We start from the raw sequence: 13,783 nt of genomic DNA, 5'->3' as shown, positions 1-13,783 counted from the left end.
AAGGGTTTGTAGTGAGGGCTTTAGCCCTATTTCTATATCTAAATCAAAAATAATTGAAACAAATAGCAATTTATAAAAAATCATTATTACGGCTCAAGTCTTTGATTTGTAGGTATTTTAAACTCTTGCCTGTTGCTTATCCTTGGTAACACCTCTTTTTTCTCAACCCCTATTTAGTTTGAGCTATTTTATCAAGTGTTAAATTAGGGGATGTTTGAAAAGTTTATATCTGGTGTAATCAGTTACATAAGACATAAAAAATCGCATTGATTACAGCCCGAATATCAACTTCACGAGGTCTTCCAACACTTTTTGGGGGAGGAATGAGTGGAAAAATTAAGTCAAACTGATCATCTGTCATACCACAAAGATAATCAGTAGAAAGTGCTATCATAAAATTAAATATTTTGCTCAAAGATAATTATACTATCCATAGTACCTTTTTGACTTTTCAAACATCCTCTTAAAAAGAAGTTATACTTGATTCTATTATTAGTAAATCTTCATCTACTATGAATTATCAAAATCAAACCCTTAACCTCAATGACTTGAAATCTGAACAAATAGCATATTTGCAAGATATTATTGAAAAATTTAAACAGCAAAATCATCAAGAAGCCTCAAATTGTAACATTTCAGAAACAATAGAAATGAGCAATTTTGATGATATATTTTTTGAAAGTGAAATTCTTCAACCTTTTAACCGCAGAATTCTTTATGGCAACAGAAGCTAACGGAATTTACGTTGATACCAATATTTTAGCCTATATGGCTAACACTAAAGCACCTCAACATAAACTTGCCCTAGAAATATTTAGACCAAATAGTAAAGAAACACAGAGTATTTCTTCTTCAGTAATGGCGGAGTTTTATTCCTACCTAACAAATCGTAACATTTTGGCGAATCCATTAACTCCAAACGAGGCGTTATATCGCATGAGAAGAATTTATCAAATGCCTCACGTTTCTCTGTTGTCAACTCCTCCTAATTTGTTTGATATTTGGATGGATTTATTGGAAGCTAACCCTGTTATCAATGGTCAAATTTTTGATCTTATCCATGTTGGGATTATGTTAAGTCATGGTATTCGGAAGATTTATACTTTTAACATAGATGATTTTATTCATTGTAATCAAATTGAAGTAATTAATCCCAATTCTTTATAAACTAAATTTTTTTATTTATCAGAAAAAGAATTAATTTTGGATCTTCGACTTTGAGTATGATAAATTTTTAGTAAAAAAGGCAAAAGGCAAAAGGGAATTATTAAATTTAATTTTTATAAACTTTTATTTTTTTAGCTATAAGCCTTTTCAGGCAAACTTTTTAAAAGTTATTTTCTATTAATTTTTCACAACACAACTACTGTGGAAGTTCCAATATACTTTTTAGCTTCTGCTTCTAATTCTCTAATATCTCGTCTCCAATAATATAGTTTTCGCTCTCTTTCCTCAATTTGATCTGAATAAAGAGGTGACATTCCTGTTTCAAAATCATAGGGAAATCCACGTTTATCTTCTACTATTTTAAAATATCTTATTCCCTCATTTGGGAATATGTCCTTGCTTCTTAAAAGGCTTTCACAATCATTTTGCCAACAATATTGATGATCATGAATATCATTTCTTGCAATAGATAAATTTCTTAATTGTTTAATCGAAATCTCATTGCTGTAAAATAGTAAATTCTCTAATTCTTCGGTTTTAGTAAATATTCTAGTTTCACTACCTTTTCCTCTAAAAAATTCTACAATTATATGTTCTTCAAAATCAAAGATACAAATTTCTGTATCTTCACTTCCATCAGCCTTTAATTCTGATATTTCCTCGAAATCAATATTGTTATTAATCATTTGCATAGATGAAGATGGCAATAAGATCCTAATTCTTTCAAATCTATCTGTATAATTAGACCAAAATATTTTTCTTTTTATCAATTGATTTATTTCCCAATATTCAAGATAAATACGCTTTATTATTACCTCAACTAACTGTTCAAAGTCTTTATAATTAACAGCACCAATCCACTTTTTTAAAGCTAATTTGCCTGAATGGGATAACTCATTCCAACGAGAATTTGTACTGGTTAAACTATAATTATCACGCAACCATTTAACTAACTCAACAAACTGAATGCCAACTTTAGGAGATACATGATTTAAAATATTTTCTACTAAACTTGATTGATGATTAATTGAGATTGTTTCTAAAGACTTTAAGAGTAAATTAGCTTGTTGATTATTCGGATTTTTTATATTAGAAAAACTTTTAGAAAAATAAGTTTTAATTTTATCAACTAAACTAATTTCACCATTGATTTTTAGATTCCAAGGTAATAATTGTTGTTTTAATAAATCTTCTGGTAATAAATTATGAGAAAAACAAAGCTCCGCAATTTTTTGATAAGACGATGGATATTTAAGTAAATTAATAATTTTGACAGTTAACTTATCTTGCTTATTTTGAGGATTAAAATGTGCATCAAATGTATTGACTAATGAGGGAGCTAAGATTTTATCATCGTTATTAAAATAATAAACAACTAATCGCCATAATAAAAGATTTTTAAGTTCTGGATTTTTCTGAGCAGTGTGCCAAATTAATTGAGAAGTAATGCTACTTTGGGATGAATTAGATAAATCCCAATTTGCTTTAGAAAATAAACAATAAATCCATTCTAATAAACCAATATTTTCTGAGTTATGATGCAAAATATCATTCATAATCTCATCTATTTTACGTGGTAAACTATTAGTGTTTAAATCAACCTCAATAGGTAAAGTAGGTGGTTCTAATTTTTCAGAACTATTCCCCGTTGTTAATTTAATTAATTCAATGGGTTTTATTTTTTTTATTGGTGGTAAATCTAGTCGAGAAGTAAAAAGTTTCAAAAGTTTCATCAGTTGATTATTGTTCTTTATTTTGCTTTATTTTATTTTGAAATATCGTGGTTAAATCTTCTCTTTTAAATTGAAAGCGAAACATCACTTTTCTATCTTGAGGATTATCAAAAGATTTCTCGGCATCTATTTCTCCTCTCCCGGCGGCTAACAATTTTTTTTTAAATTGATTTTTTTCAGGAAATTCAATTGTATTAATATATTCAATTACGGCTAAAGCTCTTTGAAAACTTAACTCCATATTATCTTTTTCTTCTCCTTTTGAACTTGTATGTCCTTCAATAATTATTCTTGATACTTGTTCATCAAATATTTCATCAGTAAAAATAGTTTGACTATAAACAGGAATAAAGAGTTTTAAAAATTGCTTCCCTTCAGGTTTTAAAGTGGCTTTTCCTTCGTCAAATAAAATTTTATCATCTAAACTTAAATCACCATTAGGATCTACTTTAATACTATCACCAACACCTTCTATATTTTTAGTGGCTTCAATAATAGCTAACGGAATTTTTTTGATAACATTATCATACTCAACTAATTGTGCTGAAACAGCAATAAATAATAAGGCAAAAAACATTAGCAAACCTGACATTAAATCGCCAACAGAAAGCCAAACACCAGAATCTTGTTCTTCTAATAATTCTTCATCAGTTTCCGATTCAAATAAATTATTAAACACAGTAAATATCTCCTTTAATTTAGTTACTAACTAATTATTTAATTATGATTTTTGTCCTTTAATTCATTAGCAGAAGCGACTAAATATTTAGAAACTTCAACTAAGCCAATTGAGGTTTCATTTAGTTGGCTACAAACATTAGCCATAGCGGAATCTGCTTGTTGAAAACTCTTACCATAACTATCTCCTGCTAAAGCTAAATAGTCATTAATTTGCTTATTAGTTTGAGCAGAAAGTTGATCAAATTCTGCGATGATTTGATTTAATATTTGTTCAAGTTTTTGATTACTTTGTTGTAAACTACGGTTGAATTGATTTTCCATTTTTTGATATGCACTTTCAACCTTAGTAGCTTCATCGCCTATAGTACGGGCTAATTCTTCTAATTGAGCGAATCTTTCACTGGAATTCATACCAGTTGCGTTAACTAAATTACTGACAATTCTTACAGTTTCTTGAATATTATTTAAACTAGAATTAACTTCTTCATTTATTTGTTTTCTTACTGTTATTTCTTCTTTAAAACTTGCTTGTAAATCATTAACCACTTCAGCTAAACCATCTCTTTGTTTGCCTAGAGTTTCGTTTAATAAGTTGTTTTGTCGCTCAAAAAATTCTGTTAATGCGTTTTGATATTCTAGGCGAAATCTCTCTAATTCTATTTGTACAGTTTCACGGGTTTTTTGCAACATTTCATCAATATTATTTAAAGTTCCTAACAGATTGTCTTTAGCTTGATTCATTAATGCTGATGCTTCTTCCCCTACTGTGGTTAGGGTTTCACTTTGATTTTTAAATACCTCGTTTGCCTCCTGTAAAATTCTTTCGGTGGAAGTTTTTACACCTTCTAACATTTCTTTTTGTTGTTGTGCTTGAGTGTTGAGGGCTTCGGTTAAATCTTCTCGAATACCTCTAAATGTTTCAGATGCTTGATTAGCACTTGTTTTGAATGCTTCTCTTTGTGCTTCCATCCCTTCGATACTTTTAGCTACTGCTTGATTGATTTCTTCGGCAACCCTATTTAATACTCCTTCGGTATCATTGCGGAATTGACTTAAAATATTTTGTAAATTTTGGGCAAAATCCTGTAATTTTATCAGTGTATCTTTCTGAAACTCTTGAATTGTCTCTACTGCACCTGCTAAACTTTGAGCAATACCGCCTAATTCTTCTTTTAATTCTCTGACGGCATTGGATGCTTTTTCTGTGAGTTTAGCACTTTGATCTAATCTTTCCACAACAGGCTCAATTAATTCATTTTTCATTTGTTTAACTAACTGTTGTATCGTTGATTGTTGTTGTTCTTGATTCTCCCGTAGTTTAATAATTTCCTGGTTAATTGGATTTAATAAGGGAGTCATTGCTTGGGCGATCGCTTCTGGAGTAAGATTTTGTAAGTTATTATTTTGTACCTTTAATTCCTCAACTATGGCTACCTTTTCCTGACTGATAACTTTTTGAATAGCTAGTGCAATATTATCAGGGGTTAAGTTAGATAAACTAGAAAGACTATTGGTTGCTTCCTGTAAACTATCAGCAACGTCAGTGATGGAAGATGTATCTAAACGAGATAATAGCTGTTGAGGGGATTCTAAATAAGCAATATTATTTAATTTTTTTCTTAAATTATTTCTTCTATCTCGTCTTAATTTTCCACCCCACCATAACCCAATCATCATCAAACTAGCACTTCCTAAACCAACTAAAGAAGTAGAAAAAGCTGTTCTCATTCCTGATAGTAAAGTTTTAGATGCGTCTAATAAATTTTGTGTGTCATTAATGGCATCAATCCCTATATCTTGTAGCCCTGAAAAAATTCCCCAAAAAGTACCGAGAATCCCTAAAGCAGTGAGAAAAGTTGGAGCATAATAAACTGGACTACGTGGAATTGATCGATTTAATATACTAGGATAAGAAGATAAAATAAATTGATTATTTTCTTTTTTTGGTATAAATTCTACTCTCCTATTTTCACCCGATAAATGTCTTAATATCCATGACCATTCTTCTTTAAATTGACTATTTTGTAATTTATTTTTTTGTTGAGCATCATCCTCATTAAGTTTTTTGATTAACTGCTCTATTGTCTCAAATTCCTTATTTCCTCTGTAGTTGTTAACAGCAATGAACTCAGCTAATATAAACAGTGCGAGAAAAATAATTACAACGGTAATTAAAAGCAAATTACTAATAATCATTAATGATAATTCCTCAAAAAATTTATGATAAAAATTGATTTAATTCTGAAGGGCATAAAATCTTTTCAGCAACGCGAATAGGTAAATGTGCCGCATCACTGTATCCGTTAAGAGGTGAAGATAATTTTAGGCTATATAATGCTTCTTCTGACTCTGTTTCTTGATCAATTTGTAAATGAACAAATTCAGGGGCATAACTGCGTAAAAGTCTGATTTGTAGCCTAACTTTTAAGTCTCTCAAAGATTGTGCCAAGCCATAATTATTATCAAACATTTCAATGGCTAGTTTCCATGAATAATTAACAGCATGAATTTCATTGACAAGATTTGATAGCGATGGTTGTAATTTAATCTCTTTTCCTTGCAAAATTAAAACTCCTCCCCTACTTATAAAATAAAATTTTCTCGCAAACTAACCTAATTCAAACTAATTTCTAAAGAAAACTTAACACCATGAGGGGCGGTAAAACGTTTTAATTGAATACAATTATCATAATTTCTTGAAATTACCGTATCCTGAATTAAATTATCATCTCCATCCAAAGCCGTTAACTTCAGATTGGGGGGTAAATAATTTTCTCCTTGAGGAGGATAATTTTGTACTGTGACCGTGATTTTATCATCCCTTGTCGGCACACAAGCCATTAATAAAACGATTGATTGACTACCCAATTTAATCCCTAAATCAATCGACTTCGCCGCAGTCATCATATTCTCTTGGTTATTATCCCCATTTTGACTTTTCAAACATCCTCTTAAATACTAACTGTTAATTTTATTGAAAAAAATAGTATTAATAATGATTACTTTATTGACAGATTTTGGTTTGCAAGATATTTATGTGGGAGTGATGAAAGGAATTATAAAAACAATTAATCCAGATATAGATATTATTGATTTAACCCACGATATTCCCCCTCAAAATATCTCCGCCGCTAGTTTTGCTTTAGCAAATTCTGTGGATTTTTTTCCTGATGATACCATTCATTTAGCCATAGTTGATCCTACCGTTGGTAGTGACAGAAAAATAGTTGCGATCGCATTTGAGAAAGGTTATATAATATGTCCCAATAATGGCATAATAACAGGGGTTTTAAATAGGTATCAACCACAACAAATTTATGAGTTAACTAATAGTAATTATTGGCTTAATCAAAGTCCTAGCAATACTTTTCATGGTAGAGATATATTTGCACCTATGACGGCTTATTTAAGTAAAGGTATCGGATTAAAAACTTTAGGTCATAATCTTAATAAAGAAGATTTAGTGATTTTAGATGACATTTATCCCATAATTAAAGAAAAAGAAATAATCGGTTCAATTCAATATATTGATACTTACGGTAATTTAATTACTAATATCACTGCTAAAATGTTGGAAAATAAATATTGGTAGGGTTTCCAATTATCAGTACAGTAGACTGTTACATCCCATTTTCGTAATCTAATTAAAAGTTTTTTGAGGGTTTCACTATCACGGTTTCCCAATTCCCAGTCGATAAGTCTGTTAGTATCACGGTCACAAGCTTTCCAGATCCATAACTTGTTTTTTTTGACTCTATAAAATGCCAAAGTTCATCTAGTTCCACGACTACCCCTTCGCAGGGTTCAGGCTTTTCATAATTTTCTAGTGCCAAAGCTCTAATCCAATTTAGAATAGTCTGAGCAGAAACATTGAGGAGCTTTGCCATCGAATTCATAGACATTCCACTGCAATACAGAATTACTGTTTCTAGTTTCATCCACATAGGTTTACCTCGCTCGATCTTATCCGTAGTGAACTGATAGTTACAGTGCTTACATTTAAACCTTTGTTGACCACGAGCAAAATTGTTTTTGATGATTTTAGTATTATGACATCGAGGGCATTGATGAGACATGGTTAATTAACGATGATAGGATCAGTCTATATCATAACATTACCTAATTGATACTCTCTTAAACTGAACTGAGGTTACTTACCCACTTAAAACCAGAGATAATCACTTTCAATCAAAAATCATTGTTATATAATTAAGAAGTAAAGTTGTAAAAAAAAAAATACTGATATGCCACCGTTTCTAATAACTTTAATCATCACCGCAATTTCCATGATGATAACAGCTTATATCATCCCCGGCATTGTGATTAGTAATATCACTGCCGCCCTTATAGCGGCTCTGGTTTTTGGTATAGTTAATGCGATTGTTAAACCAATTTTAATTTTGTTTACCCTACCCGCAACGATTTTAACTTTAGGTTTATTCCTATTTGTGATTAACGCCATCTGTTTTTACTTAGCGGCTTATTTCACCCCCGGTTTAACCATTAATAATTTTGTTGATGCTTTGTTAGGTTCAATTGTACTTTCTTTGATTTCTAGTTTCTTAAATAATCAGTTTTAAAAGGGTATTATGTTAATCTGAGTTCGATATAAATTTGTCGGTTAAGGTAGGCAAAAGGCAATAGTATTTATAATTAACATAAACTAGGTTACATTGATTTTAAATACATTTTTTCTCAAGAAAGCTGATTTTTTCAGAGAAAATTTCGCCAATTATTAAGTCTCAACTCCTTATTTTTCAATACTTTTTTCATCGAACTCAGATTGTGTTAGGAATTAGGAGTTAAAACTATTATTAACCTGAGCATGATTTCAATTGTATTTAATCTAAGATTATTACTAAGGACTCCATTGGGGTTTAAATCCCGAAATGGGTAATTCCTCTAATTTTGCTTGGGGAAATTCAGAGGTAGGTAGAGTTAATAGCCAAAGACGACTACCGACAATTAATTCTGCTGAATTAGTTAATAAATCCTCATTGGTTGGTAAATTTTTTAAGGCTTTTTTCGGCAAATCATTTTCCGTGATTAGTTGATCAAATAAAATACCTAATCCATCGGGTGCCATACTAATTTTTATGTCTTGATATTTAGGTAAAGCCACTAGGGGGACTATTTTTCCTGATTGAATATCAATGGCTACGAAATAAGGCTTTTCAATTAATTCTGTTTCGGTTTCCATTAATTCGGTTAAAAGGCAAAAAAGTTGATTCCCATTACCATTAAATTTACAATCAATGATTGAGCCTTTGATGTTAATTAACTCTTTCTCTACTCCTTGATTATTGACGTAAAACAAAGAGCGGGTATAACGTAACTCTGAGTTATCTTTATTGAAGTTAATCATTGCCGCACTACTACCATCATTGCTAAAGGTTAAAACCTGCCCATATTTAGGCAGAAAATTAACTATTTTTTCTCTGTTTTCACTTTCTATGGGTAAAATGGCAATACCTTCTCCTTGTGCGATCGCAATTCCTTTTCCATCGGGTGTAATGGTAAAATCTCCTCCTTCTGTATCGAGTTTTTCTGGTACTTTATTTGGTGCAATTTTCCACAGTGCAAAATCTAAAGGATCATTATGTTTTATTCGTTGTACAATTACTATTTCTTGATTTTCTCCAGCTAAATCAAATTGATTATTTTGATATTCTTTTCCATCTAATATTAATTTTAATTCTCCCGGTATTTTGGTAGTCAAATCATTAGATAAACCTGTTGTTACCTCATAAATATCTATTTGCTTAAAATTGGAATCTTGGTTATCTTCATTCACCGCAGAAAAAACTACTTTTTCGCTATTTTTAGTAAACTTAAAATCAACCACTGTTAAGTTTTCAGAGGTTAGTATTGTTTTATTTTGTTTGGTAGAATTGTTTAAAATTAATCTGCCACTTTCTTCTCCTTGACTGCCAATATAAGCAAAAGCTCTATCTCTACTTTGAAATTCTGCAATAAAAGGCTCTATTTCTGCTCCTAGTTCTTCTTTTCCTCTAAATTTTTCTTGAGCTTTTTGTAAAGATAAACGATAATTTCTGCCATAAGGAATGACTCTATCTAAAGTATAAACTAAACGTTTTCCTGACCAACTTATTTTTCCTTCTAAAGGTGGTTCTATAGTTAAATTTGCTTCAACACTCTCATGAGACATAGGACGATCAAAAACTAGATAAAATGCTTTATCTATTGAACCTATTTTTTTGTCTTGCCAACTAAATTCTTTAACTTCGGGATTATTATTAAACAAACATTTTCCCTCATAACAAATTTTAGTACTGCTAATTAAAAGTACGATGATGAAACTAAATATTGCTATCAGAAAAAAACAAATTTTATCAATAGGTTCTCGGAAGTTTTTGGTACTAATCATGAAGTTTTATTCTAACTTTTTAATAAAATATTTTGTCTGCTATAATGGTCAAAAAAGTTCACTTTTTCTAGTTTAATTCCTAAATTTATTTTTTCTCCAAAAGTAATTAAGTCATGATTAAATAGTTTAATTTGTAGGTTTTGTTCTGGATTATTTTCCAGATTGACTGTTAATATGGTTTCATGACCTAATGCTTCTACTAAATTAACAATAACGGGAATACTAGCAGAAGATTCTTCCGTAACATAAAACGATTCTGGTCTAATTCCTAACCAAATTTTTTCATAATTATAATCTTTCAATCTTTCTTGCCATTGGAGTGTTAAAGGAATTTTTGTTTGACCATAAATCAAGAAGTCTGGTTTTTGATAGTTAACTTCTAATAAGTTCATGGCTGGACTACCAATAAATTGAGCGACAAATGTGTTGGCTGGATGCTGATAAATTTCTAAAGGTGTGGCTATTTGTTGGATTTCTCCTTGGTTCATCACTGCGATGCGATCGCCCATTGTCATTGCTTCTGTCTGGTCATGAGTTACATAAATGGTAGTAACTTGTAATTGTTTTTGTAGCTTAACAATTTGCATTCGGGTTTCTGTTCTCAATTTAGCGTCAAGATTAGATAAGGGTTCATCCATCAAAAATACTTGTGGATTACGTGCGATCGCTCTTCCTAGTGCTACCCGTTGCTTTTGCCCTCCTGATAACTGTTTCGGTAATCTGGATAAAAGATGGTCTATTTGTAACATTTCTGCTACGGTCTTAACTTGTGCTTGAATTTTCTTTTCTGTACTATTGACATAACGCAAAGAAGGAGGTAAAAAACCAGTTAAAGATGAGAGCAGTGTTTCTATGGGGGAGTTAGAGGGATAGTCTTTATTTTTCATACGCCGTAAACCAAAGGCGATATTGTCATAGACACTCAGATGAGGATATAAGGCATAATTTTGAAAAACCATTGCTATATCTCTGGCTTTGGGGGGTAATTCATTCACAATGCGATCGCCAATATAAATTTTTCCTCCAGAAATGTCCTCTAAACCAGCAATCAAACGGAGTAAAGTGCTTTTGCCACATCCTGAAGGACCAACCAAAACCATAAACTCTCCTTCTTGTATTTGGAGATTAATTCCCTTCAAAACAGCATTAGTAATGATTTGCGACTCATCTACTTCCTTCGCTGAATTGTAAGTTTTATATAGATTCTCAATAGTAACCCGTGACAAACTCTTTACTCAATGTTTTAGCTAATGTATTCAAGGTCAGATTATAGCATTTAGCTTCAAGGTCATTCGTATTTTTCTATAGACAAGTTTTAAGATTAGAAGTTTCAACAACTACATTCTTATATCCAGAAGTTTTCATTAATTGGCTAATAACCATGATCGCTCTTTCGTTAGCTTGTTCTAAAATATTCTCATCACAGGCAGTTTGTTTAATTTTATTGAGAGTTTGTTTTTGTGCCTCACTTTGTAACTGAGGAGCGTTATCTGGACCTAAATTGAGGAAACCCCGATCATAATCATATACCTGAGATTTAGTAACATCTATTTTACTGTCGAGAATTTCAGGGGAAGGCAATTTAATCGTAATTGTATCCTGATTGATTTTCACATCATTTGGAGTAATTTTACTTAAATCTAATCCTGCTTTTACTTCTCCTCTGGCAATATAAAGTAAACTGGTTTCACCAATTACCCATTCTCCTAATTTTCGTTGAGAAGAAATAGGTGCGATCGCATCCATAACAAAAACTGTAGTTGTTAACTCACTAACCCCTTGAATTTGTTGAATTAGTAGATGAGGATCTTTGATAGTAGGTGATGTAACCTGATAGTTAAGCATACCCGTAAGATTGCGCCATAAATTACGAGTACCTTGCCACGCAGAAAAAGTACCGACAGCGATAAAAATAGTTAAACTACCCTTAATAAGAATAGGAGTGGCTTTAAGAAAACGGGCATTAATAAAATTATTCATATTGTGATTTTATACTCAGTCAAGGAATAAAAGATAATAGTGAAGGTAAGGAAAAGGGAAGAGTAATTTTTAAAATACTCAAATTTAGAACCTTGTCAAGTATATCCTAGAGAAAAATTATAGTTAAAAGGATAATAAATCTATTTTAGAAAAAGCCTATATTGTCAGAAAAGTATCTACGTCGATTTTAGCTTGTTTTAAAATATTTCTTAATGTATCTTCTTTAATTTCTCGATGATGGGGAATAGTTGTTTTAGCTTTAGTTTTGGGATTAAACCAAATTTCATGATCTCCTTTCGCCATAGGATAAAATTCAAAGCCTAATTTATTTATTTTTTGAGTAACTTTTTGAGAGGAAAAACCAGATAATCTACCCATTAAACCTCCATAAATAGAGGATATTCAAATTCATTAGGAATGTCTTTGATAATATTTTTATTATTGTTGTTTTGTTCAAATTCTAATAAAATTTTAGCCACATCTTGAGCAATTTCTAGCACTTGTTCAATGGTTTCTCCCTCTGCCACTAAGCCTTCTAAATCATCGCTAGTAGCAACGAAATATGTCATATTGTTTTCTTTAAACTTCTCTATTTTTAATCTAATTAATGTTTTCATAATTTTCTAATTTTTTCAATGACTCGTAGTTCGTCATGACTCTTAATTTTGCTATTCTCACTTTTCACGAGTTTTCTTTTCCCTTTTCCCGAGCTTTACCAGTAAACTTATTCATCAAACTAGCTTACAATATTTGAGAGATTTACCAACGACCATTAAAATAAAATCTTGCTGATTAGTAAAAGGGCATACAGCATAACTGTCCCTTCTAGGAAGATATTTATATAATAAATTTTTATGATAACAGAAAAAATATTTGGCACGAAAAAACCCGTTATTGGTGTTGTTCATTTATTACCCTTGCCCACTTCTGCCCGTTGGGGCGGTAACTTAAAAGCGGTAATGGAAAGGGCAGAACAAGAAGCCACTGCTTTAGCCGCCGGAGGGGTGGACGGTATTATTATTGAAAATTTTTTTGATGCCCCTTTTACTAAGGATAAAGTAGATCCTGCTGTAGTCAGTGCTATGACCTTGATTGTCGATCGCATCATGAATTTAGTCATGTTACCCATTGGTTTAAACGTTCTCAGAAATGATGCCCATAGCGGAATGGCGATCGCATCTTGCGTGGGAGCTCAATTTATACGAGTTAATGTCTATACAGGGGTAATGGCAACAGATCAAGGAGTAATTGAAGGAAAAGCCCACGAAATCCAACGTTATCGCCGAGAATTAGGGCAAGATATAGCCATCTTTGCTGATGTCTTAGTAAAACACGCTCGTCCTCTTGGTACACCGAATTTAACCAGTGCCGTCACTGATACCATTCATAGAGGATTAGCAGACGGTATTATCTTATCAGGTTGGTCAACGGGATTACCCCCTAGTTTAGAAGATTTAGAGTTAGCCAAGTCCGCTTCTCAAGATACTCCAGTTTTTATCGGTAGCGGTGCTAATTGGGAGAATATTGGACAGTTAATGACATTCGCCGATGGTGTTATCGTTGCTAGTTCCCTCAAGCGTCATGGTAATATTCACGAAACCATAGACCCTAGTAGAGTATCTCAGTTTGTCGAAGCCGCTAATACTCCTATAGTAATTCCTCAGAAAAAAGAAACCACCGAAAAGGTCAAAAACTAAATTGTTATACTCGGTAAGTGAATATAAAGTAATTAGTAATTAAGAATAAAGTAACAGGCAACGGACAACAGTGTTTAATTAACACTAATTCTGAACTCCGAACTCTGAACTCCGAACTCCCTACTCAAGTCATATTA

16 protein-coding genes and 1 pseudogene are annotated in these 13,783 nt (G+C 31.7%); 5 read left to right on the top strand and 12 right to left on the bottom strand.

Annotated features, from left to right (window positions below; genetic code table 11):
• Positions 1 to 238: 238 nt before the first annotated feature.
• On the bottom strand, positions 239 to 394 hold the full coding sequence (locus tag Dongsha4_RS00445; protein ID WP_330203839.1) for a transposase: 156 nt from the start codon (positions 392 to 394) through the stop codon (positions 239 to 241).
• A 118-nt stretch (positions 395 to 512) separates the two neighbouring features.
• On the opposite strand from Dongsha4_RS00445, the gene Dongsha4_RS00440 reads away from it, so the two are divergent.
• Together Dongsha4_RS00440 and Dongsha4_RS00435 are read left to right on the top strand one after the other, a co-directional pair.
• The gene (locus tag Dongsha4_RS00440) at positions 513 to 734 is read left to right on the top strand and encodes a hypothetical protein (protein WP_330203838.1); all 222 of its coding nucleotides are present in this window, start codon (positions 513 to 515) and stop codon (positions 732 to 734) included.
• On the top strand, positions 718 to 1,167 hold the full coding sequence (locus Dongsha4_RS00435; RefSeq protein ID WP_330203837.1) for a type II toxin-antitoxin system VapC family toxin: 450 nt from the start codon (positions 718 to 720) through the stop codon (positions 1,165 to 1,167). Before Dongsha4_RS00440 ends, Dongsha4_RS00435 begins: the two co-directional genes overlap by 17 nt.
• A 185-nt stretch (positions 1,168 to 1,352) precedes the next feature.
• Here the strand turns inward: Dongsha4_RS00435 and Dongsha4_RS00430 are convergent, their stop codons facing one another.
• From Dongsha4_RS00430 to Dongsha4_RS00410, 5 genes are read right to left on the bottom strand one after another with little or no spacing between them, the layout of a single operon-like run.
• A complete protein-coding gene (locus Dongsha4_RS00430) occupies positions 1,353 to 2,900 on the bottom strand; it encodes an EH signature domain-containing protein (protein ID WP_330203836.1) in 1,548 nt (515 codons plus the stop codon).
• 7 nt (positions 2,901 to 2,907) lie between these two features.
• Positions 2,908 to 3,579: an OmpA family protein gene (locus Dongsha4_RS00425; protein ID WP_330203835.1), complete on the bottom strand. Its 672-nt coding sequence runs from the start codon at positions 3,577 to 3,579 to the stop codon at positions 2,908 to 2,910.
• A gap of 38 nt (positions 3,580 to 3,617) precedes the next feature.
• Positions 3,618 to 5,777: a hypothetical protein gene (locus Dongsha4_RS00420; RefSeq protein ID WP_330203834.1), complete on the bottom strand. Its 2,160-nt coding sequence runs from the start codon at positions 5,775 to 5,777 to the stop codon at positions 3,618 to 3,620.
• 22 nt (positions 5,778 to 5,799) lie between these two features.
• Positions 5,800 to 6,144 carry a hypothetical protein gene (locus tag Dongsha4_RS00415; RefSeq protein WP_330203833.1) on the bottom strand — a complete coding sequence of 115 codons (345 nt, stop codon included), beginning with the start codon at positions 6,142 to 6,144 and terminating at the stop codon, positions 5,800 to 5,802.
• Between the two features lie 50 nt (positions 6,145 to 6,194).
• Positions 6,195 to 6,524, bottom strand: coding sequence for a DUF1822 family protein (locus Dongsha4_RS00410; protein ID WP_330203832.1), 330 nt, complete (start codon positions 6,522 to 6,524; stop codon positions 6,195 to 6,197).
• Positions 6,525 to 6,576: 52 nt separating this feature from the next.
• On the opposite strand from Dongsha4_RS00410, the gene Dongsha4_RS00405 reads away from it, so the two are divergent.
• Positions 6,577 to 7,173 (top strand): SAM-dependent chlorinase/fluorinase, encoded by a 597-nt coding sequence (locus tag Dongsha4_RS00405; RefSeq protein WP_330203831.1) that lies wholly within the window; start codon positions 6,577 to 6,579, stop codon positions 7,171 to 7,173.
• Here Dongsha4_RS00405 and Dongsha4_RS00400 read toward each other — a convergent pair.
• Positions 7,161 to 7,657 (bottom strand): annotated as a pseudogene (locus Dongsha4_RS00400) (IS1 family transposase); the annotation flags it as partial. The gene Dongsha4_RS00405 and the pseudogene Dongsha4_RS00400 sit on opposite strands and share 13 nt — an antisense overlap.
• Positions 7,658 to 7,825: 168 nt before the next feature.
• On the opposite strand from Dongsha4_RS00400, the gene Dongsha4_RS00395 reads away from it, so the two are divergent.
• A complete protein-coding gene (locus Dongsha4_RS00395; protein ID WP_330203830.1) occupies positions 7,826 to 8,161 on the top strand; it encodes a phage holin family protein in 336 nt (111 codons plus the stop codon).
• Positions 8,162 to 8,439: 278 nt separating this feature from the next.
• Here the strand turns inward: Dongsha4_RS00395 and Dongsha4_RS00390 are convergent, their stop codons facing one another.
• The 5 genes from Dongsha4_RS00390 to Dongsha4_RS00370 form a co-directional block, all read right to left on the bottom strand.
• Positions 8,440 to 9,969 (bottom strand): hypothetical protein, encoded by a 1,530-nt coding sequence (locus tag Dongsha4_RS00390; RefSeq protein ID WP_330203829.1) that lies wholly within the window; start codon positions 9,967 to 9,969, stop codon positions 8,440 to 8,442.
• A gap of 11 nt (positions 9,970 to 9,980) precedes the next feature.
• Positions 9,981 to 11,195, bottom strand: coding sequence for an ABC transporter ATP-binding protein (locus Dongsha4_RS00385; RefSeq protein ID WP_330203828.1), 1,215 nt, complete (start codon positions 11,193 to 11,195; stop codon positions 9,981 to 9,983).
• 76 nt (positions 11,196 to 11,271) lie between these two features.
• Positions 11,272 to 11,949, bottom strand: a complete 678-nt coding sequence (locus Dongsha4_RS00380; RefSeq protein WP_330203827.1) for a DUF4230 domain-containing protein — start codon at positions 11,947 to 11,949, stop codon at positions 11,272 to 11,274.
• A 156-nt stretch (positions 11,950 to 12,105) separates the two neighbouring features.
• Complete coding sequence (locus Dongsha4_RS00375) at positions 12,106 to 12,327, bottom strand: type II toxin-antitoxin system HicA family toxin (protein WP_330203826.1); 222 nt, start codon at positions 12,325 to 12,327, stop codon at positions 12,106 to 12,108.
• Positions 12,327 to 12,566, bottom strand: coding sequence for a type II toxin-antitoxin system HicB family antitoxin (locus Dongsha4_RS00370; protein WP_330203825.1), 240 nt, complete (start codon positions 12,564 to 12,566; stop codon positions 12,327 to 12,329). Before Dongsha4_RS00370 ends, Dongsha4_RS00375 begins: the two co-directional genes overlap by 1 nt.
• Before the next feature lie 237 nt (positions 12,567 to 12,803).
• Between Dongsha4_RS00370 and btpA the strand changes: the two genes are divergently transcribed.
• The gene (gene btpA, locus Dongsha4_RS00365; RefSeq protein ID WP_330203824.1) at positions 12,804 to 13,646 is read left to right on the top strand and encodes a photosystem I biogenesis protein BtpA; all 843 of its coding nucleotides are present in this window, start codon (positions 12,804 to 12,806) and stop codon (positions 13,644 to 13,646) included.
• Positions 13,647 to 13,783: the final 137 nt, after the last annotated feature.

This window comes from Cyanobacterium sp. Dongsha4 (assembly GCF_036345015.1).
GTDB lineage: Bacteria > Cyanobacteriota > Cyanobacteriia > Cyanobacteriales > Cyanobacteriaceae > PCC-10605.
Note: the sequence above shows the minus strand (reverse complement) of the source record. Positions and strands in the feature narration are given on the sequence as shown.